A 25781-nucleotide genomic window follows, 5' to 3' on the forward strand; every position below is an offset into this window, starting at 1 on the left:
GATAAATTATGACAGCATCCTCAAAGGTACTTGCTTTTGCCCCGGCAGATAGTGATTCCGCTCACCGTTTTTTTAGTCGTAAACTGGCATTGGAGACCGATTGTTCAGATGTTTATGCCGATATCCAGGCGGGTAACCAGGCTTTTGTCTTACTTGATGTCCGCTCTGGGCAAGCTTTCGAAAAAAGTCATGCCATTACCGCTGTGAGTATGCCACATGCCGACATCAACCGTCAGTGCTTGTCAAAGTATGCTGATGATACCGTTTTTGTGGTTTATTGCTGGGGGCCGGGCTGTAATGGCGCCACGAAAGCCGCCGCTAAAATCTCAGCTTTGGGGTATGGCGTAAAAGAAATGATCGGCGGTATCCATTATTGGGAAGACTTTGAACGTTATCCGGTTAACCGGCGCTTAGCTCAGGCACAGGTTTAAAAGACCGGAAGAATATCTGCAATTGCTAAAGCCATAGGTGTTGATAAGGTGGTGCCGAAATAGAGCATCACAGGTAAACGTAAGGTTTCTACGGCCAGGTAGCCGAGTTTGTTTTCCAATAGTGCGTTAGCGCTTACCAACCCTGTAACGATAAGAACGGTCGCGAGTAATATTGATAGCGCGGGTAACGTTGGCGATAACAAGATAAAGCTACAAGATAAATAAAAAATCATCAGCATGGAAAGCGCAACGTAGCATTTGATCGGCAATGAGGTTTGCGGATCATATTTCTCACGCCGGGCGCAGCCTGTTTTTTGTAAGGGCACCGGGTTTGTTGTTTCTTTATTTCTGCAATCTTTTGGCCGCCAGCCGGTTGGTTTAAACCAGAGCCTGAGTTTATCCCGCCAGGATTGGGTGGTGGCGGTGTCTTTTGCCAGCATCCACCAGTGTTGCAGATTCGCCTTGATCGGGTTTAAAGTCTTTAACGGGTGGCTGGTGCCGTAATGACATGGCTCGGAGGTTAACTCTGCCTGCCAGCTGCCAAACATCCTGTCCCAGATCACTAGGGTACCGCCGTAATTTTTGTCGATATAAAGCGGGTTTTTGGCATGATGGACCCTGTGGCTTGACGGGGTCGATAAAATACCTTCGATATAGGGAATTTTGTTTATCAGTTGGTTGTGCAGCCAGAATTGGTAAAGTTTTAACAAGATAAATAACACCAGGAATACCTGCGGCGGGCAACCTAGCAGGGCTAACGGTAAATAAAAGACCCAGGAAAAGGCATATTGGAAGGCGCTTTGCCTCAATGCCGTGGTGAGATTATATTCTTCACTTTGATGATGACCGACATGGGCGCCCCAGAGAAAATTAAACTGGTGGGCGCAGCGGTGAAACCAGTAATAACAAAAATCAACGGCGAAGAAGAAAATCAGCCAGGTGGCTGCACCGGCGGGGGAAAATTCAAATAACCTGTGTTGGTCGAACAGGTAAATATATACGGCAAAGGTATAGGCCTTGAGCAGGGCATCTGAAATGAGCAACAGCATGCCCATAGACAAGCTGGCGACACTGTCGTTGAACCTGTGCAGCTTTTGTCCTTTGAGCCGCAGCAGTACATATTCAAGGAGCATAAACATTAGGAATAACGGAATAGCCAGTCCGTTGATATTGTAATCCTGCATGCAATGCCTCCTTTTTCGGGTGTTTTTCAACCATGATAAACCTCAATCCTGTTCAGGGAAAGTGGTTTTACGGCTGATAGAGTCCAATCGATATCTTCAGTCGTTTAAAAGGTTTGATTTGATCCAGCACAGCGACAACTTGTTCGTAGCTGGTGTCTTTATGGGGCCTTAGCAGGATATGCTCTGTCGGGTTGTTGGCAATAAAATATTCTATCCGGGCGGGCAGGCGGATGATGTCGACCGCTTTGTTGTTGAAATAGACGATGCCATGCTGGTCTATATGGACCATGATAGTAGTGGCTTTTTTATTGCTGGGTTTATCTGTGGTGGATTTTTTTACTAAAAAACCGCTTTCCTTGACGAATGAGGTGGTGACAATAAAAAAGATCAACATGATAAAGATGATGTCCAGCAAGGAAGTGACATCTACCTTGGCTTCTTCTTCCTGCTGTGCTCTTTTTTTTCTGCGGCGCATAATCTTTCCCTTGAGGAGACTTTCTCGGGAAACAGATGAAATGGCTTGATAAAGTCAGCCATACCTTTGTTAAGTATAGGATAGTTAGCAGCCAAACCATAAAGCTTGCCTTGTAGCTTTCAGGAGGCGCAGGTATTTTTCAATCTTGTCCGGCCTTTGAGTCAATTGGTGAAGGTTAAGCGTTTTTCTTGTTGCTCCCAACAAGGTATATCTTGTTCCCTGGCATGGCTACAGGCTGTTATTTGTCTTTAACTTGTCCTTGTTTTTTGGGTTTTTGACCTGGCGGGTAATATTGCTGGTAAATATTCTCCGGGCAAAAGTGAAAAAACGGGAAATTTAGCTAGGCTTATATAATCACCGACTTAGGTTGACTGATATCCTGCCGCCGGGAAGAGTCGCAGTTATCATTTTCTGATATGCACTCATAAAAGTGATTGAATTTCCTGTCTTTTATAAAGGATTAAACACAAGTTTAATAGCAACTAGGGAAAGAGCTAAAATGAAGACAAAAACTACCCGTGATAAACTGCCCCTCAGTCTGCAAGGGGCATTAGAACAGTTAACCAGTCCGGTTATACTGATTGATAGTGAACTTAGTATCAGTTATCTCAACCAGGCGGCAATAGCCTTATTCAAATCCCATGAAAGCATTTTGCAAAAGAAATGGCCGCGTTTTCAGGCAAATAAAAAATTAATCTTAGGGACAGACATAGGCGGCCTTTATCAGGAGTTTATTCCCGAAGGCCAGGATTTTAATCTCACTGAACCAACATCCCGCTCTGTAGAAGTGAATCTGGAACAGTTATTTTTCAAAGTGACGGCTAACCCCCTTTATGATCCTGAAAAGGAATATCTGGGGCATTGCCTGGAAATCCAGGATATTACCCTGCAGCGGGAGCAGGAATTGCAGCTGTTGGATACATCGGCACAAATTGCCGCCATCAGTAAAGCCCAGGCGGTGATCGAATTTAATATGGACGGTACCATCATTACCGCCAATGAGAACTTTTTACAGACGTTAGGTTATCGCCTGGAGGAAATACAGGGTAAGCATCACAGCATGTTTGTCGAGCCTGGGGTTGAAAGCAGCGCCGAATACCTGGAGTTCTGGGAAAAGCTCAATGCCGGGGAATTTGAGTCCAGGGAGTATAAGCGCCTGGGCAAAGGGGGCAAGGAGATATGGATTCAGGCTTCTTATAATCCTGTTTTTGATTTAGCCGGCAAGCCGGTGAAAGTGGTCAAGTTTGCCACCGATGTCACTGAGCAGAAACAGCGTAATGCCGATTTCTGCGGGCAGATTGCCGCGATAAGCAAGTCTCAGGCGGTGATCGAATTTAACATGGACGGTATTATCCTCAATGCCAACGAAAACTTCCTGCAAACGGTCGGCTATTCCCTGGAAGAAATCCAGGGGCGACATCACAGCATGTTTGTCGAACCCGGTTTTGAAAGCAGCATCGAATATAAGGAATTCTGGGCCAAACTCAAGCGCGGCGAATATGAGTCAAAAGAATATAAACGTATCGGCAAGGCAGGGCGGGAAATATGGATACAGGCCTCTTATAATCCTATTTTTGATCTCAACGGCAACCCTTTCAAGGTGGTGAAATTTGCCACCGATGTCACCCAGCAAAAACTCAACAATGCCGACTTTTCCGGGCAAATTGCGGCCATCAGTAAAGCCCAGGCGGTGATCGAATTTAATATGGACGGCACCATTATTACTGCCAATGATAATTTCCTGCAAACGGTAGGTTACAGCCTGGAAGAGATCCAGGGCAAACACCACAGCATGTTTGTCGAGTCCGGCTATAAAACCAGCAACGAATATAAGGAATTCTGGGCCAAGCTTAACCGCGGTGAGTATGAGGCCAGTGAATATAAACGCCTGGGTAAGGGAGGCAAGGAGATCTGGATCCAGGCTTCCTATAACCCGATTTTTGACCTTAACGGCAAAGCATTTAAAGTGGTGAAATTTGCCAGCGATGTAACCGGGCAAAAACTGGCCAATGCCGATGTTTCCGGGCAAATTTCCGCGATAAGCAAGGCGCAGGCAGTGATCGAATTTAATATGGACGGCACTATCATCACAGCTAACGATAACTTCCTCAATGCTATGGGTTATGAACTGGCTGAGATAAAAGGCCAGCATCACAGTATGTTTGTTGACCCCATGTACAAAACCAGCGAAGAGTACCGGTTGTTTTGGCACAAGCTTAATCTGGGGGAATATGACGCCAATGAATATATGCGTTTAGGCAAAGGCGGCAAAGAGGTTTGGATTCAGGCCTCTTATAATCCGGTGCTTGATCTAAACGGCAAGCCATTTAAGGTGGTGAAGTATGCTACGGATATTACGGCGCGCAAAAAGGCCATCGCGCAAATTAAAAAAGTGCTCCTGTCCATGTCCCGGGGTAACCTGACCGACTTTATCGAAGGTGAGTTGGTGGGAGAGTTTGGCGTGATCGGCGAGGCCATGAATGAACTGATCACTATCCTCAATAAAATGGTCGGCGATATCCACAATACTTCAACCAGGGTTTATGAGGCTGTTACCGACATAGCCAAAGGCAATGACGAACTGAGCCACCGCACGGAAACACAGGCCTCCAGCCTGGAAGAAACTGCTTCTGCTATGGAAGAACTGGCCAGTACCGTGCAACAAAATGCGGAAAACTCAACCGAAGCCAGTAAGTTATCCAAATCTGTAATGGTCAAAGCCAATAATGGCGGTGAAGTAGTAAGAAATGCCATCACTGCCATGAGTGATATTAACAAGTCCAGTAAGAAAATTGCCGATATCATCAGTGTTATCGATGAAATTGCCTTTCAAACCAATTTACTGGCATTAAATGCTGCGGTCGAAGCTGCACGTGCCGGTGAGCAGGGACGTGGTTTTGCCGTGGTGGCCGCCGAAGTGCGTAATCTGGCGCAACGCTCTGCCGGGGCTGCCAAGGAAATCAAGGGCTTGATTAATGACAGCGTAGAAGCCGTCGGTCAGGGTACGAAATTAGTGGATGAAACCGGGCAAACTTTTGATGAACTGGTTAAGGCCATAGGTGAAGTGGGCAAAATGATCGATGATATTGACGGTGCCGGTAAAGAGCAGAACGCCGGTATCGGCGAGGTCAGTGCCGCGGTAACTCAGATGGATGAAATGACCCAGCAAAACGCCGCCCTGGTGGAAGAGTCGGCTGCCGGCAGCAAGGCCATGGAAACACTCGTGCAATCCTTGCTGGAGCAGGTAGACTTCTTCAATAATGAAAGCAGTGAAGGGGCATAAAAGAGCAAGAGCCTGGGAGCTGAATAGTTGGCTTGTGTGTTTGTAGGCTAATTTTCTAGTACAGTTGCTTTTATTAAAAAGGCCAGCATTTGCTGGCCTTTTAAGGTAATGGCAATCAGCAGGAGTTAGAAAATAAAATCTATGCCCATGGTCAGGGTGCGGGAGTCGCCGTGGTAGGCCCAACCTGTTGCTTTATTCCCCTGTTCTTCAAACTTATCATATTGTATTTTGAATGAGGCGCTGGGATGGAAGTTATAGCGTACCCCGTAGCCCAAAATATAATGCTCTTCTAAATCCTTGGTAGCCGCTTCGGTTTTGGTGTTTTCATGATCGGCTTTTGAATAGGCGATATAAGGCTGGAAGTCGCCAATATTGTATACCAGGGATACCAGATAAGTGGGGTATTCTGTGCCGACCACATCATCATATTCAACGTGGTTCCAGTCAAACAAAAAGGTGAACTGGTTAAAATTGTAATAACCACCAAAACCTAAAAACTGCTGATCGAAGGGAACACTATCTGTTTCAGTACCGTCCTGGGCGGTTGTGGTACGGTCTCTGTCATTTTGGAAATAGACAAATCTGACTTCAAAATCATCCCCGGCAATATTCCAGTTAAAGCCTAGAATATCGCTCCAGAATTCATCGACAGAGCGTGCGTTACCGCCAAAGAGTTCGTCATAAAACAGCATTTCTTTGTTGTCGTAGGAATTCTCATTACCGTAAAAGAAGGTTAAATTGTTGGAGTAATCTCCCCATTCAAAATCATAGCTGGCCTGGAAACTGTTGAATTGAGTGATTTGCCACCAGTAAAGGTTGGATGGCGGCCGCATCCAGGGGTAGGCATAACCGACTTCTGAAAATTCGGAGTAATAATACATGGGGATATTACGCCGTCCGGCCATCACCGACCAGCTGTCATTGACTTGATAGGTCAGATAATACCAGTCAAATTCCGGCTCAAAATCATCTGTACCTTTGGCTACCAGCTGGGCGGTAAATTTCAGGTCGTCGCCTAAATCGACCAAAGCCTGCAGGGCAAAGACACTTTCCGGGGTGAATTTAATATCATTATCATACTGACCGACATCGTAGAAATCTGCGGTCAGGATCTCATCCCGTGTTTCTCCGGGGTTTAGCGGGTCATCGACACTGCCGAAGGTTTTCCCCGCAACAATTGAACCGTAGCCACTAAATGCCACATCCGCGAGGGCTGAATGGGGCAAAATGATAGTAGCAATCAACATAGTTAAGACTTTAAATAGCTTCATGTTAAATACTTCCTAATAGGTGGCGATAACTTTAACGGCATCGGTAACGGCAGAGGCATCAACATAGCTGATGGCGTCTTTGTTGGCCGATACTGTGGCAATAATTTCAGCATCTGACGATAACTCTCTGGGCATGGTTCCTTTGCCGGTAAAAACGAGTTTTGACCAGTAGGCATTAACCTGGGTAGTGGTGCGGCCGATCACCAGCTTGTTGAAATTATCCCGTGAAGCCGCGCCTTTGCTGGCATTCATAGGCAAGATAACATTGCCGTTATCGAACTTTTTAACCTTGCCCATAAATATTTTCTTGATGGTTTTTTTATCCAGTGACGCACTGTTATCCGGGTGAACGATCACGGCTATTTCAGCAAAGGCGATATTGCTGATAAAGATGAATAAACTGGCAAAAATTAATCCTATTAATTTTTCTGGTTTATTTCTTTTAGGTTGGAGTTTCTCCATGAAAGAATACCTCTTAGTGATTAATGGTTGTAAGTCATTTGCTTGTTATGGTTTTCCTGCGCTTTAGCGCAGCGGGTTGTCATAGAATATTGATTGCGGTTTGCACTAGTAACAGCTTGAGTTGCTGTCTGGGATAGCAAGAGGGTGGCGTAATGAATGTTATTGTCTGAAAAGGCATGCGCTACTGCCCGGGGAGTTTGGTCACTGAGCCCTTGATATTTTTTATTAACGCAGGCCAGGCATATTAAGCTTAACCGTTGGCGAAGAGCCTTAGTCATAGAGAATACCTCTTGATAAATGCCGGTTATCCTGTGATCTGTGGGTAACGCGTTTATTTACTTCGGGGCATCCCTGCGGGCTACTAAATATTTAGACCAGTTTTCGTAGAAAAGCCAATAAGGCGTTAATAATCCTCTATCTCTTGTGCCGTATAGCGGAGATTTTAAGCGGCTTTTTTCAGTTTTGGGAGGCGGAAGTTGAGCAGGCATGTTCGGCAGGCATCAGCTTGGGCCATTGTGCCAACTGACAGATAAGTTGTTGTTGCCAATACTTATCTTGCCAGATAGCCCCGTGCTGTAAGTCTTGTGCTATCCATAAACGTTTTACGCCTCCTGCCTGAGCATAAAGGCTTTCACTGTGTTTTTTATTGATCACTGTGTCGGCATCGCTGTGTACGATCAATAGCGGAGTATGGCTTAAGGCAGCGATAAAGTTTTGCGGGGCGTAATCATCGGAAATGCTCCAGCTCAAAGGTATTTGCAAGCCCCAGAAAAGCCAGGATTTTCCGAGAATATCCCTGAAAATTTCCCGGTGGGAGGCAAAGGTGCTGTCAAGAATAAGGCCGGAAACCCGGATGTCTTGATTCAGACCTAACATGCCTGTGGCTATGGCGCCGCCCAGACTTTGCCCTATGACGATGATATTTTCCTCTCCCCGGTCACGGAGCCATTGATAACCCGAACTGGCATCCTGGATCACCGATTGAAAGTCAGGCTCCCCTTCAGAGCGGCCATAACCCCGGTAGTCGATAATAAAAACATTCCAGCCATATTCAGTTAACCAGTACAAATTGGCGATATGATAACTGAGGTTAGTGGCATTGCCATGGAGAAAATAAACGGTGCCCCGGCTGTTTTCTCCGCTTAATGTTGAGGATAGATACCAGCCGTGTAACCGGGTTTGATCGCTGGATTGAAACTCGACATTTTCATAGCTAAAGCCAAAGCGCTTGGGTGAATCGACCAGCTCAGGTGTCGGCCAGAAAAACAGGCTTTGGCACCCTGACAGGTTCAGCATCAGGGCAAAAAAGCATATCAGCCGTGTGAGTATAGAAAACCTTATCAAAATGAAGCTGTCCTTATAAAACTTTAAAGCTATTAAAACCTTAGTTAACAGTTTAAAAAAATGACAGGCGTGGCAGGGGAGAAAACTTGTTGAAATAAAGTTAAATGAATAGTAATTAGCCGTTACAGGGGTTATAGTAGCGCCCGACAAATCTGTCTACAGTTAAATTTTATGTTCGAGGAAGTAACGAAGTATGAACAAAACTATTCTATCAGCCCTTATGGTTGGAACTCTTGCTGCCAGTGCAGCTATGCCAGCAGCAGCCGCTAACGACAAATCTTTAAACGCATGGCAAGATTGTGGTATCGGCGCAATCATTTTCCCTGCTAACGGTACTGCGGCCGCGATTTCCAACATTATCTGGGATTTAGGTACTACGGCTGTTACTTCTAATGCTTCTTCACAGAATTCATGTTCTGGCGAGAAAGCAAAAACTGCTATGTTCATCCAGGCAACTATGCCGGTACTTGAGCAGGAAGTTGCTGTTGGTGAAGGTGAATATGTAACAGCTATGCTTGAATTGCGTGGTTGTGAAGCCGCCAGCCATTCAGCTATTATCAATGCTGTGCGCGAAGACTTCGCTCAAAAAGAAAATGATAATGCACAAGCCTTATATGAGACTTTAGAAGAGCGTGTTGAAACAAGCTTTTCTGCTTCTTGTGCAAGCGTTTAAACGGCATTTTTTAAATACCGTTAAAAATGGACCTTCAGGGTCCATTTTTACTTTTAGCGGCTGGAAAACTTCTTTTTTATAAAGTATTGGCTTATTTTGAGATGAGTTGAGTGAAACAAATTTTTTCGTATCTAATATCTTTGCTGTTCTTTTTTGTGCTTTTTGCTACTCCAGTTCTGGCCGGCGCTCAATCACCTCAAAGCTTTGCCGAAAATAAGCAGTGGCGAAAATTACTCCATTACCCGGCAGATGCCGCCAAGCCCGGTTATATTACCAGCGAAAGCTTTTATTTAAGTGCAAACGGCCGCCGGGATCCCCTGGCAGAACTAAGGGCCACCATTAAGGCATTTTACCAGGAAAAAGATCCTGTCAATCCCCGGGAGCAGCATGGCCAATGTCGTTTCCCCGCCCGGTTTAAGCTCATTACCGAGCATGTAGACCTCAGTCCTTTTGGCAAGTTACCCGCGGTAAATTGCCAGGATTATCAGCATTGGCGTCAACAGGCCGATATTCACTCCCTCAGTGTGGTTTTTGCTTCCGGTTATATGGGCAATCCCGCTTCCATGTATGGGCATCTGTTTCTAAAGTTGAATCGCGGTGGTTCAGGGAAAAGCGATTTGCTCAATACCAGCCTCAATTATGGCGCGATAGTACCGGAGCAGGAAAACCCTGTGGTTTATGTGTTGCGCGGGATTTTTGGCGGTTATGACGCCGGATATTCAGATCAGCAATTTTACCGCCATCACCACAATTATGGCGATGTTGAATTGCGGGATATGTGGGAGTATAAACTGAACCTGAGCAGCGACGATGTTGATCTGCTTACCGCACATATCTGGGAAGTGCTGGGCAATAAGTTTGACTATTATTTTATCGATGAAAACTGTGCCTTTCATATAGCCAAATTGCTTGAGCTGGTATTAACCGAGCCGCTTATCGCTAACGACAGCTTATGGGTGATCCCCTCGGCGGTGGCGAAAGGGCTGGAGCAGGCCAGCTACCGGGATAAACCTTTACTGGAAAAGATCAGCTTTATCCCGTCCCGGGAATCTGTATTGCATGATTATTACCGCCAGCTTACCCCTAAGCAAAAGGCGATCGCCGGTGAGCTGATCAACAACGAGTTTAACTTTGCCAATGAAGACTACCGGCAGTTGGCGGTCAACGAGCAAAAAATCATCGTTGAAACCCTGTTTCAGTATCAGAATGTGATCAAGCAAAAACAGACCGATGCCAGCCTTTTAAAAGCTAACACCCGAAAATTGATGCGTGAACGGCTAAAACTGCCGCCTGGTCGGGCAATTGCCAAAGGAGAGCATAGCGAGAAGAAAGCCCCGCACCTGGGCATGAAACCGTCAAAATATTCATTTGGCCTGGCAGACATAGGCAGATCAAAACAGTATCTGACAGCGGGTTTTAGAATGACCTATTTTGATGACTTGTCTTCTTCGGTAGCCCGAAACCCGTTTGCCAACCTGGAAATGCTTGATGTTGAATTTATTACAGATGATAACAAAACCCGTTTGCTTAAGCTGGACTTGCTCGATCTCGATTCCTTGCATACCCCGGGCGTGCCCTGGCGCGATGAAAATCCCTATGCCTGGTCGGTTCGGGCAGGGTATGAAGCATTAAATTATGCCTGCCTTGATTGTGGTATTTACTTTATTGAAGGGGATATTGGAAAGTCGTATCGTTTTGGCAAAAATACTCTGGGCTATGGCATGCTCGGCGGCAAGGCATTTGCCGGTGATCAGGATGATGTTTTGGTTTCAGCCAAACTCGGGCTGTTAACGTCCTTAGGCAGCAAGGCAAAAATGAAACTTGAACTGCAGCAAGCGGCGCGCCTTAACTTGAGTCAATCATACCGTCACCGCTTTTATACAGAAATTAACTATCAGCTTGCTCCCGACTGGGAACTGAGGTTTTTATTGGAGAGAAGCGCAAGTACCCTGGTCGGATTGAAAATGAATTATTATTGGGGCTTCTAAAGGGGTGATCGGCAACAGCTCCCCGTACGGCTGGAAAAAGCTGTGTGCAGGAAAAGAAACGGGCAATGACAGCATTTGTCATTGCCCGCGAGCTTTGCTGAATTTAGCTATTATCAGACTATTCAAGCAAGATTTTATTTAAACAAATCTGTAATTTTGTCTTTTATCTTATCTGTGATTTTATCTTTAATTTTTTGTTTTTGCTCTTCTTTTGCTGCCTTGCTGATTTTTTTCAATACCTGCTTGATAATTTCACCGCCTAACTGGCTTGCTGGTAAACCCTGCTCGCCGCCAACCTTGGTCAGGCTGATTTCCGGTAAGGTGACCTGGTGAGCTTTATTGCCAAGCTGGCTCAGGTCTAAGGTCAGGGCAACCCCGGCAACCGTGATTTTTTCTACCCTGACTTTTGGCTCCGGCTGTTTTGCTTGTGTCGGCTCTTCGCTGGCAGGTTGCGAAGACTTATCTGATTTAGACAGGTTACGCTCCAGCGCATCTAAAATTTCGTTAAAGTTGGAAGTGCCGGCTTTTGATATCTCGACAAAGGCCTGGGGGGCAATAATACGGATTTCATCAATGACAATCGGCTCTTCGGTCAGGCTTTTGACATTAATATCTAAAGTAACATCTTCCATGGAGAAGGCATTTTTTTGCTGGTAGCTCGCAGGGTTGGCTAAGGTCAGCCCCTTAATGCTGCCGGCCCCCTGGGTCAGCTTAATATCCACCTCACCGACCGTGACTTGTTGCTCGGTATAGGCTTTGCCCTGCTGCTCTATCTGCTCTTTGATAAAGAGGTTGAGGGAGCCGCTGGCAAAAAACCAGAGGGCGCCGCCACAAAGTAATAATATGATAATTGCTATGCTTGCTAATTTGTTCACTGTCACCGCCTGTTTAAATGTATTAATGAAATGATTATATCTTAATTATCACCGGGTTATATTTATTTTGTCTCATTAGCGGCAATTTCTGTGTTTTTTGCCCGTTCCCGTATTTTTTGATGTACAAACTCTTGCGTAAATTTCGGTAAATTGCCATTTTTTTGGGTTAACTTGCCTCGAAGCATGGCTTTATCTAAGGTATAGTTGTTCAGTTAACAACCTGACTATAAAGAGATTATGTCCAATTCCATTACCAGGCGCCTGCCGTTATTGCTACTTTTATCCCTGTTAATTGCTTTGGTGGCCTACTTAAGCTGGCCATCGGTAAAAGCAAATAAACAACAAAAACCCCGGGTGATTGCCGTGAAAACCGCCGTTATCGCCCAGTCGGAATTTAAAGATGTGGTAGAGGCGCTGGGGACTGCCCGGGCCAACGAGCAGGTATTGATCACCTCTAAATATTCTGACTTGGTGGATGAAATCTCTTTTGATGACGGTCAGCAGGTGAAAAAAGGCGAGGTCCTGGTCAGGTTAAACCGTCAGGAAGAAGTGGCAAAAGTACGGGAGCTGGAAGCCAACCTGGCTGAATCCGTGGCCCAGCTTAACCGCTTCCAGGATTTGTTAAAGAAAAAAGCCACCTCAAAATCCGAACTGGATCAACAGGACGCCCAAACCAAGGCAATATCGGCGCAGCTGATGAGTGCCCGTACCAAGCTCAGTGATCTCACCATTAAAGCGCCTTTTGACGGTGTGCTCGGTTTTAGAGAGATCAGTGTCGGCGCCTATATCGACTCGGGTGATGTGATCACCAGTTTGGATGACTTAAGTGTGATCAAGGTAGATTTTACCGTGCCGGAGCGTTTTTTACCCACAGTAGCCGTAGGGCAGAAGATCACCGCCACTAACGTTGCCTACCAGGAGCAGGTGTTTACCGGGGAAATTGCCACTATAGACAGCCGCATCGACCCGCAAACCCGTACCTTAAAAATACGTGGAAAAATCCCCAACCCCGGCCTGAAACTGCGTCCCGGCATGTTGCTCAATATCACCATAGAGCGCCATACCGATATGGTATTGCAGGTGCCGGAAAGTGCGGTTATCCCGATTGAAGACAAACATTTTGTTTTTGTGGTCAGCGACAACAAAGCATTAAGAAAAGCTATCCGCATCGGCCGCCGTCAGCCGGGCAAAGTGGAGGTGCTGTCAGGGCTTGAGGAGCAGGATGCCGTGGTGATAGAAGGGGCGCTGAAACTCAGGGAAGGCACGCAGGTATCCGTGCTGGAGGATAAGGAGTGATCTTATCTGATATCTCGGTTAAACGTCCGGTTTTTGCTACCGTTATCAACCTACTTTTTGTGACTTTCGGCGTGGTCGCCTTTATGCTGCTGCCGCTGAGAGAATATCCGGATATAGACCCGCCTGTGGTCAGTATCAATACCAACTATACCGGCGCTTCGGCGGCGATTGTCGAAACCAAGATCACCCAGGTACTTGAAGACAGGATCTCCGGGGTGGAAGGGATCAAGAATATCACCTCCAGCAGCCGGGTGGGGCGCTCGAGTATCTCCATCGAATTTGAACTGGACCGGGATATAGACTCTGCCACCAATGACGTCAGGGACCGTATTTCCAGGGCGCTGAACAACCTGCCGGAGCAGGCGGATCCGCCGGAAGTGTTTAAAGCCAATGACGATGAAAATGTTATCGCCTGGTTTGTGCTGCAAAGTGAAACCATGTCTACCCTGCAGCTCACCGATTACGCCGAGCGATATATTGTTGACCGCTTTGCCGTGGTTGACGGTGTCGCCCGGGTCAGGGTCGGCGGCGGCCGTACCTATGCCATGAAAATCTTTTTAGACCGTATCGAAATGGCGGCGCGCAAGATCACGGTAAGTGATATCGAGTCGACCTTGCGGGCGGAAAACATTGAATTACCGGCGGGGGAAATTGAATCGATTGAGCGCGACTTTTCTATCCGGGTTGAACGCAGTTACCTGACGGAGCAAGACTTTGCCGCCATGGTGATCTCCCGCGGAGAAGACAATGCCCTGGTACGCCTGGGGGATGTTGCCCGGGTGGAAATAGCCGCTGAAGACGATGAAAACATGTTCCGCGGCAACGGCAAAAACATGGTGGGGCTTGGCATTATCAAGCAGTCTACCGCCAATACCCTGGATGTGGTTAAAGCCGGCCGCGAGGAAATGGTTGCGGTACGCGATACCTTGCCTCAGGGCACGACTATCACCAACAGTTACGACAGCTCGGTCTTTATCCAGGGCTCTATAGATGAAGTGTATAATACCCTGTTTATCGCCATGATGCTGGTGATCCTGGTTATTTTCCTGTTCCTGGGTAATATCCGCGTCACCCTGATCCCGGCGGTGACTGTGCCGGTGGCGCTTATCGGCTCTATGATGGTGTTATCCTGGTTGGGCTTTTCCATTAACCTGTTAACTTTGCTGGCCCTGGTGCTGGCAATCGGCCTGGTGGTGGACGATGCCATCGTGGTGCTGGAAAACATCTACCGCCGTATCGAAAACGGCCAGACCCCTTTAATGGCCGCTTATGAAGGCGGCCGCGAAGTTGCCTTTGCCGTTATTGCCACTACTTTAGTGCTGGTGGCGGTTTTTGTGCCCCTGGTGTTTTTATCCGGCAATATCGGCCGGCTGTTTACCGAGTTTGCCCTGGCCATAGCCGCAGCCGTGGTGTTCTCCAGTATTACCGCTTTGTCGCTTACCCCTATGATGTGCTCGAAAATGCTTAAGCACAGGGAGCGCAGTTCTTCGTTTGGCCAGATTTTGGATAAAGGTTTTGCGAAAATAGAAGCCGCTTATGGCCGGGCGTTAAGCCAAAGTATCCACCAGCCGCTGATATTGCTGTCTGTGGTTGGCCTTTCCCTGTTTGCCACTTATTTGCTGTTTGGACAATTGCCCCAGGAATATACCCCGAAAGAAGACCGGGGAGATCTCTTTATCCGCATGCAGGGGGTAGAAGGGGCCAGCTACGAAAGCAATGTGAAAAACATGCAGCAGATTGAAGAAAAGCTGCTGGTCTATAAGCAAAGAGATGAACTGGACCGGGTGATCGTCCGGGTACCGGGCTTTGGCGGCACCGGCGGTGTGGCTATAGTCGGTTTGCCGAAATGGGATCAGCGCAGCTTCTCTACCTTTGAATTTGCCGACCGCTTTAATAAAGAGCTTAAAGATATCACCGATGTTCGCGCCTTTACCATTATCCGCCGCGGCATAGGCGGTGGCGGCTCCAGCCGTCCGGTAGAGTTTGTGCTGCAGGGCAATACCTATGAAGAGCTGGCGAAATGGCGCGACATAGTGATCGCCAAAGCCCAGGAAAACCCTAACCTGACCGCCATAGACAGTGATTATAAGGAAACCTATCCTCAGCTTCTGGTGGAAATTGCCCATGAGCGGGCTTACGACCTCGGTGTGCCGGTTGGGGATATTGCCAAAACCATGGAAACCATGCTTGGTCAGCGCCGGGTGACGACTTTTGTCGACCGCGGGGAAGAATATGATGTGATTGTCGAAGGGGATGAAACCGACTTTAGCAGCCCCGGTGATATCGACAATATTTATGTACGCTCGCGTACCACCAACGAACTGGTGCCGTTATCGAACCTGATCACTATTGCTGAAAATGCCACCTCGTCGCGGTTAAACCGTTATAACCGCCTGCGTAGCGTGACCATTACCGCCAATTTAAGCCAGGGATATGCTTTGGGGGATGCCCTGGATTTTCTCAACCAGATAGTGGATGAACAATTGCCGGATGAAGCCCTGGTGGACTACAAGGGTCAGTCGCTGCTATTAAAAGACTCGGGCCAGTCTATCCTGTTTATTTTTGTCCTGGCGCTGCTGATCACTTACCTGGTGCTTTCGGCTCAGTTTGAAAGCTTTATCCATCCCTTTGTCATCCTGCTCACCGTGCCGCTGGCACTGGTTGGAGCCTTGGCGGGCTTACAGCTGATGAGCATGAGTTTAAACATCTACAGCCAGATAGGTATTGTGATGCTGATTGGCCTGGCGGCGAAAAACGGTATTTTGATTGTCGAGTTCGCCAACCAGTTAAGGGATCGCGGCGAAGCGTTTGAGCAGGCGCTGATCAAAGGGGCGCAGCAGCGCTTGCGCCCTATTATCATGACCACCTTTACGACAGTCACCAGTGCCATTCCTTTGGTATTGGCTTCGGGTCCCGGGGCTGAAAGCCGTATGGTGATAGGTGTGGTGATTTTTGCCGGTGTTTCCCTGGCCAGTATCTTTACCTTGTTTGTGGTGCCCGGCGCCTACTACTGGTTATGCCGCCATACCGGCTCGCCTCAGGCGATAACACAGCAAATCGAAAAGCTGCAGCTTGAGCAGGCAACTGTATCCGACGTGGAAAGTGCCCGAGTGAAAGAAAGTGCTTCTTAGTTTTTCAAATGATAAGGGAGTCGCCACGGCTCCTTTTATGTACCGAGAAAGCTACTGCATCTGTTGTAGAGGCAGTAGCTTAGTGCACTAGGCTTCAAAGCTATTAATCAAACATCTTCTGCTTTGAGGGCTAGCCTTTCGCTTGTCCCTCTTTGTGTCCTTCACTGTTTGGTGTTGAGTCAGTTTGTTTAGAGCTAACTTGCTTGGGGGTGATGAATACCTCCCCCGGATTGACCACTAGCTGTACCTTTTGTCCCACATGAAAACCTGCCCCCCGCAGCCACTTTCCCCGAAGCACAAGGCAGGGTTCAAGGTTTACAGGTTGGTAGTTAATACCGATGCCGCGCACTTTCACTGCCGTTTCGCAAACAGTTTCCAGTACGGTAAGTTGCCGATAAATGGGATATTTTACTTTTGCCAGGCAAAACTCTGACGTATGATGATATTCAGCCATGACGTACTCCGTATAAGTTCGTTGTGGTTAGCGACCTCTGGGTGTGACAGCACTCAGGGGTTGCGACTTAAATTACAACTGGTTTATAACCGTAAATAGATGAGAAATACTGAGATAGACGACCTCCTTTTGGGGTGGGTTGCACCTTTAATTAAAGCTTAAAAGGCTGGTTAAATCGACAGTGAAACAGACTTTTTGGGGAATTTATTTGCGGCAGCTGGAAGTTGGTTTGAAGAACGTTTGCTCTGAGGTTACGGCTGAGTTTCTGGCGCCTTTTAGTCCTAATGTCGGATAGAACCTAACTTACAAAATCAACTTTGGTCATATCTAAATGCTTTTAACGTTTGTCTCTAGAGGAGTTTGTTAGTAGTCCGTCAGGGTCAGGTCTTGAATTGTGCATAAAAGTATTTGCTAATGCAAAAACAAGACCTGACCCCTATGTTTCACTTGTCATGTTTTATCAAATATTTCTAAGGCATTCGGAAATTTGTTCATCAAACTTGTTAAAGCGATTTATATAGCTTGGGTTAGCGTTTTCTGGTGCTACGTTTTCCTTAACAATTTTTTTGTATCTAAAATCACGAATTAATTGGGTTACTTCTTCACGTTTAAAGTAAACTTGTCCATCGACTTCAAAACCTTTAGAGAAAACCTGATCAGAGCAAGTCTTCATTTCTTTAGGCGAACCAATTAACATTCTAGCTATCTGCATACTGTTTTCAGATATAGCTTCTTGAAAATATGATTTTAAGCTTAACTTAGTTTTTATAGTGTTCTTTTCAAATGGTTGTAGCCAAGGAAATGGACTTTCTTCTTCTTTTTTCAAGATAAAAGAGTTTGATACTTCTTTTTTGGTTTTCACATCAATTAACTGGAATTTAAGAAAAATAAAAGCTCCGATATCATCCTTAAATACGTGCTTCCTTAGGCCTATGCCATTTATTTTTACAGGAACTTCATCAAATTGAATAAAGTCTCGGCTTATAACTAAAATGTGAGATAAATCATTGCCTTTTGTTTTTTCAGTCATATTGTTCACAAAGCGCTTTAAATCAAAACCCGATAAGTTTTCGGGATTCCTATATGAACTAGCCAATAATGAACGTTCGACAGGGATGGGGACTATTTCAACCTTATTATTAGCCGATGGTAATTCAGTTTTCATTTCATTAATAATATGATTATCAATATCTAATTCTGGAAAATTAAAAAGTTTATTTTCATTATTAAATACAGTTACACCAACGTAACTATATGAAATATCACTACCAACAAGAGAAACAATTCCAAGTTTTTTAACGCTTTTTAGTTGTTCATCAGTAATTTGGACATTGTAAGTTGCACAACCTGCTAATCCCCATATTAATATCGCTATAATAACCTTATTCATTTTATACCTGAGTTGATTTGAAATTAAAAACATAACGCCTGTGTAATTTGCGTATTGAAGCGCAGCGTAAATGCGTCAAATTGACATTTGTTAGCTGCATTTCTACCAGATTTTCCACCAGGATTTTTTAACCCCCGGGTGGGAAATTACAAGGTATTGTGGCTCACTTTGCTCCCCTGAAGTTGAAATACCTGTAATTTTCACTTTAATCTTAAAAGCTTCTTGCTCTTCACTGCTGCCATCCAACCAGATAAAGGTAAATTCACGCTTATCTTGCACATATTCAGTTGGAGTTACAGGTGTATCAGTGAACAGTTTGTCCTCAAAATTACCTTCCACTATTTCGAAGGTATAGCCCTGAAGTTGCTCAGGTAAACTAGTCAATTTAAGAGTTACTATACCGGCATCTGAAGTCGAAGCGTAATTGCCATCATCAGTACCTCTTCTGATCGATTGAACTATAAAATCTGGCTTTACAGCACTTAATGATTTTTCGGAGGAAAGTTTGAAGTCTTTCAGCATTGGAGCAAAAGATCCCGCAAAGGATAAGCAAGGAATTAAGGTGAATAAGATAAATAGTTTTTTCATTCGGTATCTCAAGTTTTGTACGATTAATGCCGCTATCACCGGACAGCTGGCTGTAGTTGTAATTTATGTAAAGTCAACTCTGGAAGACTATATCAGTCCTAAGTAAATATTTACTACCGGACTCTAATTTGGTGCCTTGATGCCAAAGGTGATGCTCAAATAAGAGTGCTTGACCCGTTACAGCATGAATCTCTATATCATCCTGCCGGAATTTAGTACTCCCGCCCTCATAGCCTTCATTCAAATAAACCAAAAAAGTCATCATCGTAATGTTACCCGAAACTTCCTGTCTGCCATCTTTATGCATATTAAATTTCTGGCCGGGTGTATAACGATAAAATCGAAATCGAGGCGAAAGCCCAATGGCCTTTTTACCATTTATTTCTGGAAGAAGTTCATTAAGAAGTTTATTCCACCAAGTTTTGGCTAGGTCTTCCGAAACCCAGTCTACCCGATCATTATTTCTAATATGGGTGAGATGAGAGCGCCCTTTACCTGTGTTTACATCTGCCGAACGAAAACCTTCGCTTTCTGCGTGCTCAATAAACTTTTGGCATTGCTTTTCCGTAAGGAATGAATCAAGAGTAAATATATTTTTGCTGACAGAGTGTAGATTCATGATTAGGAGTTAACGTTTGGTACGCCAGAAAATCTGGCGCGCAGTGATTAATTTTTTTGAGTGATGTCGCTTATCAGCAGCTTTATTGTTTAGCATTTTTAAAGTTCTTATAAAGACCCGTAGCTCCTTGATAAAAAGAATAGGCACATAAAGGAAATGAAATAATTAATACAGTGGCAAAGACAACAAAACTGTCCTCTACATAAAGAAAACCATTTCTAGAAGGTATATATAGAACCCCATTAAATAGGGCTAATACCAATATGGGGAAAATAATAATTGATCCAATTAATTTCCACCATAACATATATAAAGGTTCAAGCTTTTGATTTGATTTCATATTAACTACTAACAGCTTACTGTCAGAAGCCTTCCGACTAAGTTATCATTGAATGTTTCAATTTTACCTTTCTATTATCCTGCCATCAATTAGTTATAAATTTGTGGTTTTTCAGCTATTGGTTGAAAGACTGTGTTTTCCCGCTTAGCGCACTATTCAGGCTTCGAGGTGATATTGAGACTTAGCTATAACACTGTTAGGCTTCGTTCGAAAGGTTTGACTTTAATAATTAAAAAAGGAAAAAGTATGAGTAGTACTGTTGCAAATGATGAGATAGAAAGCACTGCTAAAACTGAAAATAAACCGAAGCATAATATTATAAATAGAGCGCTTTTAAAAGTTTTAGGCTGGTTTGGTATTACATCAGGAATCGGCTTTATTTGGATCGGTTTGCTTTGGTTTTTCAGCTCGTTTATTGAGTATTTGTTCACCAGAGAAAATGATGTTATGCAACAGACCCTGTCAGCTATGTATTTTGCAGAAAGTCAAATGAGTCTATTAGTTATAGCTTTTGGGGTTTTGATAATGGAAGTGAAAAAATTTCGTTCAAAATAGTTAAGTTTGACAAGTGCAGCCAGCGGACTCGTTATGCTTGCCGCTGCTGCAATCATTAGAAGAAGTTTGCACTAAAACAGATTAATTTTCTAATCCCCATCTTACAATTAATTACATTTTGTAGACATGTCTTGACCCTTTCGCACCTTGTTATTTGGTAATATACGCACCCTGTCTTGCCGGTATTTTCCCTGTTTTAGACGTTTTTCCTTGTGTTGTTGATTTTATTGCCGAGAAGTTAATGGTTAAAAATAAAAAGCAGTTGCTGGTGTGTGTGTTTTTGTTTTTCAGCCTCAGTGCCTGTACCAGTGTCAGATTTAAAGACTTTTTTGTCGGTTATGCCGAGCAAATGAAGCCGGTGCGCCTGTCCCTGTCGCAGGGAGATGTGATGCAGGCAAATAAAGCCCTGGGGGGGCGAAATGCCGTCGATGATATTTTATATCAGTTAGAGCAGGGGCGGTTGAGTTATCTGGCCAATGACTGGCAAAACAGCAAGGCGGCTTTTGATGCCGTTTACCGTCAGGTGGAGTTGGATGCAGGCAAGGCCAAGTACCGGGCCAGCAGAGGTTTACAGCAGCTGGGGGCAGTTGTCGGTAATGACAATGTTATTGCCTATCAGCTGCCTGCTTATGAACAAACCATGATGCACAGCTACCAGGCGATGAATTACCTTTATCAGCATAACCTTGAAGGGGCGCTGGTGGAAATTCGCCGGGCAAACCAGGTGCAGGAAAAAGCCCTGAAACAGCACAGAAAAGAATTATTGGACGCCGAGCAGGCCTTGGCATCCGGCAGTGACGATGACGAAGTAAACCCTGACTGGCACAGGATCAATCAGGCTTATGCGGGCATGGATGCGGTTATCGGCGAAGTGAAAAACGGTTTTCAAAATGCCTATACCTTTTATTTGTCCGGCCTCTTATATGAAGCGGCGGGGCAGGAGAATGATGCCTATATCGATTATAAGCGCGCGCTGGAAATCTCCCCCGACAATGGCTTTCTCCAGCAGGACGTGTTGCGTCTGGCCAGTGCTTTGGGCATGCAGGACGATTTAGTGAGATTCGAGCAAAAATACGGCGCCTGGCAGCAAAAGCATAAAGCATCAGATGGGCAGGTTGTGGTGATATACGAGCAGGGACTGATTAATGAAAAGAAAGAGCTGGCACTGCATTTACCGGTATCGACTTCTGATAATGATCTGCGCTTTTATAACCTGGCCTTGCCGGTATATGAAAAAAGTCCCGGTATCTCCCATGGGCTGCAACTCAAAGTTGATAACCGCACCCTAAACAGTATGGAGCTGGTGCGTTTGCAGGGGCTTGCGGCGAAACAACTGCAGGAGCAGTTGCCCGGTTTAATTATCCGGCAACTGTCGCGATTAATCGCCAAGGAAAAATTCCGCTCTACCCTTGAGCGTAAAGGGGATGATGTCGGTAATATCCTGGCAAATCTTTATAATCTGGTATCGGAAAAAGCCGATACCCGCAGCTGGGTGACCCTGCCGAAAAACAGCCAGTTGGTAAAAGCCCAATTGCCGGCGGGGAAACAACAACTTGAATTGGTGGTTGACGGCAGAAAAACCCAGATAGAGCTTGAGGTCAAAGCCAACCGCACCACCTTAGTGAACCTGACGAAAATAGATAATTTTATGAATTATCAAACGGTGAATTTATAACGGCCAATTTTTGGCAAAACAGAAATATTCGTATTATTCAATTTATATTATGAGATTAAACAAGGTTAAACATATGAAGCATTTATTACCGATAGTATCTTTGTCCCTGGTGGCATTATTGGCCGGCGGCTGTTCTTCGAAAAGTGTTATCAGCTACGGCGATGCCCGGGCGGTTGAAACCACAGACATTAATTTTGGTTCTACCGACCTGCAAAAGGTGGCGGATGAAATGACAGATTCGTTGTTATTATCTCCCGTGGTCGGTACCCTGACCGCCAATAACCGCCCGGTGGTTTTTGTTGAGCGTATTAAAAATAAAACCAGCGAGCATATAGATACCGAGTCCATTACCGACTCTATCTCTACTAAGCTTTTGAGATCGGGTAAATTCCGTTTTGTCGATATGACCCGGGTGGAAGCGGTGCGTAAGCAAATCAATTTCCAGCAAAATGACGGTCTGGTAGATCCGGGTAAAGCCATTCAGTTCGGCCAGCACCTGGGAGCGCAATATATGCTTTACGGCAACCTGTCGAGCATAGTGAAAAATACCGAAGATGCGTCCGATGTGTATTACAAGTTCACTATCCGTTTGATGGACCTCAAAAGCGGCATAGTAGAATGGGCAGATGAAACCGAAATCCGTAAAACCCGTACTGTGGCGACCCTTGGCTGGTAACAGGCGGCTAATAACCGAATATCGGGGCTGAGGTGGTTTTATCCCGGCCCCGGCATATCATCAGGAGGTGACTATGAAAAAGTTTTTACTGTGTTTTACCTTGTTTTTCACCCTGGTTTCCGGCGCACAGGCGCAATACGAGCGCAATAAAGCGGTGCCGGTAGAGAAGGTATTGTTCGGCCAGGTATTGTCGGTCAGGGATATCAGCGAGCAGGAGCTGATAGAAGATAAAAACCACGGCTGGAAAGTGTTTGGCGGCGCCCTTATCGGCGGCGTGCTCGGTAACCAGTTTGGCAGCGGCAGCGGACGTACCGCCGCCACTATCCTGGGGGCCTTGCTTGGCGGCAGTGTTGCCGGTAACAATAACCCCGAATACCACAGCCGCACTTTAGAGCTGGTGGAGCTGATGATCCGTACCGAAGACAACAAGGAATATATGGTGGTGCAGGACTATGACAGCCGCATGGTGTTTTCAACGGGCAATGAAGTACGTATGGTTTACCTGGCCAATGGCCTGGTGCGCATCGATAAACAAATGTAGCTTTCCTCAAAGGCTGGCTGGGTTGTGTTTTCCCAGCTAGCCTGTCACCTTGTAATAACTAGCCGTAATAACCTTTCTTCAGGCGCTCAACCACTTTTTATGTACATCGGGGTTTGAGACTTGTTTTAGCCCCGGGTTTCTCATGTGCGCGGTAAGGATCTCGCTGGCATTGGAGGCCATAGGATCAAAAGGCTGAAACTGGTTGCGGGAGGTATGAATCACCTTGTTGCCAATTTTTTCTTCTAAAGCCCCGCCTTTACCTGTATTTGCTGCCGTATATAACGGGTGTTTTCCCGGTTTTTCCCTGCCGACATTTTCGGGAATTTTATGCTCCTGGGTAATGTGACCAAAGGTGCCGCTGTTGCTGCGGTAATACACGGTAGGTTTTTGCCCTATGGCCGAGGTGGTGCCGATAATATTGTGCGGTTGATATAAGCTGCTTGCCGCTTCCGCCTTTAAGATCGCGGCTTTGCGCTGTGCGGTCAGGTTGTTGGGATCTTTTGCTGCCTTTTTTCTTCCCCACCAGCCGAGTTCGCGTCCCATAATGGTATCGACATCGGCTTTATGAAGATCATAACGGGCTTTCCAGTTGCTCATGATGTGGTTCCTGATGAAGTGAGTCTCTATCAACAGCAACACCAATGCCAGGCTATACTTTCTATTCAATGTTATTGAAAAAAAAGATTATTTTCCTTGAATGTTTTTATTGCGGGTAAAAGTCGACCCGGTAGCTTGTCATTTACCGGTAAACTTTTCCCGGTGCGGGGCCTAAATATCCCGAAGCTTGACCCGGGCTGCCTTTGGTATAAGGCAACAAAGCGGATATACTTTTTTTATCAATAGTCTTGTGGAGGGAGTCGGATGAGCGGTACCAGCATGGTGGTGTTAATTGTATTGATTTCGGTGGGCTTTGGCGTACTTTACGACATGTATAAAAAACACCTGGAATTTAAAGAAAAAACCTTGAACCATAACCAGGATAGCGACAAACAGAATCAGTTGCTGAAGCAGCAGGTTTCAGCCCTGGAAGAGCGGGTGCAGGTGCTTGAAAAAATCGTGACCGATGAAGGTTATAACGTACAAAAAGAGATCAATAAGCTATGATCGCTTAGCATGCCCGGCCCGGATAATCTCTGCTCCTGCTCACCATCAATGAGGTGCCGGCAACAGGGGCGTGGTGCCTTTTCAAAAGATTACAAAACAATACAAAAATAGTATGTTCCCGAAAACAGCCAACTCTTATTATTATCACCAGATGTAAATAATTTTCGACAGTATTTGGGCTAAGTACAGCCCGGGGTGATAAGCGTGCCGAAGAAAGATGATAATTGTTACTGTATCAACCATCCGGATGAGGTCATGATCAAAAATGACGGCTTTTCGGCGATCACCTCCCTGAAAAAAGAAGCGGGAGAAGTTATTTTCGACCCGGGTTCAGGTGTGCCGATCATCACTTATATGTGTTTGAAATGCGGTTATATTGAAAATTATACCGCCCAGTTTGATGAAAGCTGGAACAGCTGAGTCTGTAAGTACGGCAGCGAATATAGCCGGAGCATCTGGCTAAGGGGCGGCTGATCAAGAAATACCTGTGTGCTTAGCATTTATTGGCCGAGTTTAGCAGGACAAGCACCACTTGCCCTGCCAAGTTTTTTTCCTGCATTGACAGGAACCATTCTCGGCTTCGCTTACTGTTAAGCCGTCTTTTTCTCCGGGCTTTGCTGTGTTAAAAGTAAGTAAAACAAGATCAGGTTGGCGATAAACCATAAATCCTTGATCAGGAAATGTCCCGTGCTGGTTAGCACAGTCTCTGCCGATATCGAGGCATCAAAGGAAATTAAAAAAGTTTGTGTCACCACAAAGACCATGCCGGACATAACAATAGCGGGTAAAAGCAGTTTGTAATAATAAATGGCGGCGATAAGTAAAACCACGGCAACCAGGTCATAGATACCTATGATATTGGAAGTGGTTTGCACATCCCACAGCTGATACATCCAGGACATCAAAGGTGAGCTCAGTACCAGGTCTTCTATGCCTTTGGCTTCGATGGCGGTGAATTTCATGCCGCCTATCCATAATAACACTAACATTACCGGCGCTATGCTGATCCATATTGCCTGTTTATGGGGTAATTGCGGCTTGATGAATAATATGGCAATCGAGAGCAGGGCAAAATATTTGATCACCCCCTGGCCCGAGCCTATTACCGGGAAGCCACCCATAGAGGCAATCCATCTGGTTTCAGCAAACAGGGAAACAAGCGGTACCAGGCTGATCGTTACCAACAGATAACCTAATAGCGGCTTTAAAGAGGGGGTCTGTATCGACAGCAATGCCAGGATAGCACTGGCAATAAAAGCTAAAGCCGCCATGGCATTGAAAACAGAGGCGGGCAACAGCTCACTGACTGAATAAAAATCGGTTGCCAGCGCAATGTGTTTATGGGGCCCCATCAGTAACATACTTAACCCCAGAAGGGCGGCAGAAAGGGCGACTAATATTAAGACTAAGTTGTTATATTTTGCTT

At 45.6% G+C, this 25781-nt stretch carries 25 protein-coding genes; 12 read left to right on the top strand and 13 right to left on the bottom strand.

The annotated features are described in order from the left end of the window. Positions 1 to 8 precede the first annotated feature (8 nt). The gene (locus QL234_RS03100; RefSeq protein ID WP_281556384.1) at positions 9 to 431 is read left to right on the top strand and encodes a rhodanese-like domain-containing protein; all 423 of its coding nucleotides are present in this window, start codon (positions 9 to 11) and stop codon (positions 429 to 431) included. On the opposite strand, the gene QL234_RS03105 is transcribed toward QL234_RS03100, so the two are convergent. Further along, a complete protein-coding gene (locus tag QL234_RS03105; RefSeq protein WP_281556385.1) occupies positions 428 to 1615 on the bottom strand; it encodes a sterol desaturase family protein in 1188 nt (395 codons plus the stop codon). The two genes, QL234_RS03100 and QL234_RS03105, sit on opposite strands and share 4 nt — an antisense overlap. A gap of 67 nt (positions 1616 to 1682) precedes the next feature. After that, positions 1683 to 2090, bottom strand: a complete 408-nt coding sequence (locus QL234_RS03110; protein WP_281556386.1) for a biopolymer transporter ExbD — start codon at positions 2088 to 2090, stop codon at positions 1683 to 1685. Between the two features lie 499 nt (positions 2091 to 2589). Between QL234_RS03110 and QL234_RS03115 the strand changes: the two genes are divergently transcribed. After that, complete coding sequence (locus QL234_RS03115; protein WP_281556387.1) at positions 2590 to 5373, top strand: methyl-accepting chemotaxis protein; 2784 nt, start codon at positions 2590 to 2592, stop codon at positions 5371 to 5373. Between the two features lie 125 nt (positions 5374 to 5498). On the opposite strand, the gene QL234_RS03120 is transcribed toward QL234_RS03115, so the two are convergent. From QL234_RS03120 to QL234_RS03130, 3 genes are all read right to left on the bottom strand, one after another. After that, positions 5499 to 6644 carry a porin gene (locus QL234_RS03120; protein ID WP_281556388.1) on the bottom strand — a complete coding sequence of 382 codons (1146 nt, stop codon included), beginning with the start codon at positions 6642 to 6644 and terminating at the stop codon, positions 5499 to 5501. A gap of 12 nt (positions 6645 to 6656) precedes the next feature. Then, a complete protein-coding gene (locus QL234_RS03125; RefSeq protein ID WP_281556389.1) occupies positions 6657 to 7106 on the bottom strand; it encodes a substrate-binding domain-containing protein in 450 nt (149 codons plus the stop codon). A gap of 456 nt (positions 7107 to 7562) precedes the next feature. Next, a complete protein-coding gene (locus QL234_RS03130; RefSeq protein WP_281556390.1) occupies positions 7563 to 8450 on the bottom strand; it encodes an alpha/beta hydrolase in 888 nt (295 codons plus the stop codon). A gap of 193 nt (positions 8451 to 8643) precedes the next feature. Here QL234_RS03130 and QL234_RS03135 point away from each other — a divergent pair, with 193 nt between their 5' ends. Together QL234_RS03135 and QL234_RS03140 are read left to right on the top strand one after the other, a co-directional pair. After that, the gene (locus QL234_RS03135) at positions 8644 to 9123 is read left to right on the top strand and encodes a DUF3015 family protein (protein WP_281556391.1); all 480 of its coding nucleotides are present in this window, start codon (positions 8644 to 8646) and stop codon (positions 9121 to 9123) included. A 110-nt stretch (positions 9124 to 9233) separates the two neighbouring features. Continuing rightward, positions 9234 to 11111 carry a DUF4105 domain-containing protein gene (locus tag QL234_RS03140; RefSeq protein ID WP_281556392.1) on the top strand — a complete coding sequence of 626 codons (1878 nt, stop codon included), beginning with the start codon at positions 9234 to 9236 and terminating at the stop codon, positions 11109 to 11111. 134 nt (positions 11112 to 11245) lie between these two features. On the opposite strand, the gene QL234_RS03145 is transcribed toward QL234_RS03140, so the two are convergent. Further along, positions 11246 to 11986 (bottom strand): AsmA family protein, encoded by a 741-nt coding sequence (locus QL234_RS03145; RefSeq protein ID WP_281556393.1) that lies wholly within the window; start codon positions 11984 to 11986, stop codon positions 11246 to 11248. 237 nt (positions 11987 to 12223) lie between these two features. Here QL234_RS03145 and QL234_RS03150 point away from each other — a divergent pair, with 237 nt between their 5' ends. Then, positions 12224 to 13282, top strand: a complete 1059-nt coding sequence (locus QL234_RS03150; protein ID WP_281556394.1) for an efflux RND transporter periplasmic adaptor subunit — start codon at positions 12224 to 12226, stop codon at positions 13280 to 13282. Further along, on the top strand, positions 13279 to 16413 hold the full coding sequence (locus QL234_RS03155; RefSeq protein WP_281556395.1) for an efflux RND transporter permease subunit: 3135 nt from the start codon (positions 13279 to 13281) through the stop codon (positions 16411 to 16413). Before QL234_RS03150 ends, QL234_RS03155 begins: the two co-directional genes overlap by 4 nt. Before the next feature lie 130 nt (positions 16414 to 16543). On the opposite strand, the gene QL234_RS03160 is transcribed toward QL234_RS03155, so the two are convergent. The 5 genes from QL234_RS03160 to QL234_RS03180 all read right to left on the bottom strand — a co-directional run bounded on the left by QL234_RS03160 (position 16544) and on the right by QL234_RS03180 (position 19804). Then, positions 16544 to 16867 (bottom strand): SymE family type I addiction module toxin, encoded by a 324-nt coding sequence (locus QL234_RS03160; RefSeq protein WP_281556396.1) that lies wholly within the window; start codon positions 16865 to 16867, stop codon positions 16544 to 16546. Between the two features lie 460 nt (positions 16868 to 17327). Further along, on the bottom strand, positions 17328 to 18257 hold the full coding sequence (locus QL234_RS03165) for a hypothetical protein (protein ID WP_281556397.1): 930 nt from the start codon (positions 18255 to 18257) through the stop codon (positions 17328 to 17330). 102 nt (positions 18258 to 18359) lie between these two features. Further along, complete coding sequence (locus tag QL234_RS03170) at positions 18360 to 18845, bottom strand: hypothetical protein (RefSeq protein ID WP_281556398.1); 486 nt, start codon at positions 18843 to 18845, stop codon at positions 18360 to 18362. 73 nt (positions 18846 to 18918) lie between these two features. Then, positions 18919 to 19464, bottom strand: coding sequence for a 2OG-Fe(II) oxygenase (locus QL234_RS03175; protein ID WP_281556399.1), 546 nt, complete (start codon positions 19462 to 19464; stop codon positions 18919 to 18921). 82 nt (positions 19465 to 19546) lie between these two features. Further along, positions 19547 to 19804 (bottom strand): hypothetical protein, encoded by a 258-nt coding sequence (locus QL234_RS03180; RefSeq protein ID WP_281556400.1) that lies wholly within the window; start codon positions 19802 to 19804, stop codon positions 19547 to 19549. Positions 19805 to 20050: 246 nt separating this feature from the next. Between QL234_RS03180 and QL234_RS03185 the strand changes: the two genes are divergently transcribed. The 4 genes from QL234_RS03185 (at position 20051) to QL234_RS03200 (ending at position 23251) form a co-directional block, all read left to right on the top strand. Next, positions 20051 to 20359, top strand: a complete 309-nt coding sequence (locus QL234_RS03185) for a hypothetical protein (RefSeq protein WP_281556401.1) — start codon at positions 20051 to 20053, stop codon at positions 20357 to 20359. A 241-nt stretch (positions 20360 to 20600) separates the two neighbouring features. Further along, on the top strand, positions 20601 to 22034 hold the full coding sequence (locus QL234_RS03190) for a hypothetical protein (RefSeq protein ID WP_281556402.1): 1434 nt from the start codon (positions 20601 to 20603) through the stop codon (positions 22032 to 22034). A 73-nt stretch (positions 22035 to 22107) separates the two neighbouring features. Beyond that, a complete protein-coding gene (lpoB, locus tag QL234_RS03195) occupies positions 22108 to 22710 on the top strand; it encodes a penicillin-binding protein activator LpoB (RefSeq protein ID WP_281556403.1) in 603 nt (200 codons plus the stop codon). Between the two features lie 73 nt (positions 22711 to 22783). Next, positions 22784 to 23251 carry a glycine zipper 2TM domain-containing protein gene (locus tag QL234_RS03200; RefSeq protein ID WP_281556404.1) on the top strand — a complete coding sequence of 156 codons (468 nt, stop codon included), beginning with the start codon at positions 22784 to 22786 and terminating at the stop codon, positions 23249 to 23251. 78 nt (positions 23252 to 23329) lie between these two features. Here the strand turns inward: QL234_RS03200 and QL234_RS03205 are convergent, their stop codons facing one another. Next, entirely contained in the window at positions 23330 to 23848 is a 519-nt protein-coding gene (locus QL234_RS03205; RefSeq protein WP_281556405.1) for a hypothetical protein, read from the bottom strand. Positions 23849 to 24112: 264 nt separating this feature from the next. On the opposite strand from QL234_RS03205, the gene QL234_RS03210 reads away from it, so the two are divergent. Beyond that, positions 24113 to 24355: a hypothetical protein gene (locus QL234_RS03210; protein WP_281556406.1), complete on the top strand. Its 243-nt coding sequence runs from the start codon at positions 24113 to 24115 to the stop codon at positions 24353 to 24355. A 204-nt stretch (positions 24356 to 24559) separates the two neighbouring features. Further along, the gene (locus QL234_RS03215; protein WP_152646821.1) at positions 24560 to 24775 is read left to right on the top strand and encodes a hypothetical protein; all 216 of its coding nucleotides are present in this window, start codon (positions 24560 to 24562) and stop codon (positions 24773 to 24775) included. A 170-nt stretch (positions 24776 to 24945) separates the two neighbouring features. Here QL234_RS03215 and QL234_RS03220 read toward each other — a convergent pair whose 3' ends face one another. After that, the gene (locus tag QL234_RS03220) at positions 24946 to 25716 is read right to left on the bottom strand and encodes a DUF417 family protein (RefSeq protein WP_281556407.1); all 771 of its coding nucleotides are present in this window, start codon (positions 25714 to 25716) and stop codon (positions 24946 to 24948) included. Positions 25717 to 25781 lie beyond the last annotated feature (65 nt).

This window comes from Thalassomonas sp. RHCl1 (assembly GCF_947387555.1).
Lineage (GTDB): Bacteria > Pseudomonadota > Gammaproteobacteria > Enterobacterales > Alteromonadaceae > Thalassomonas.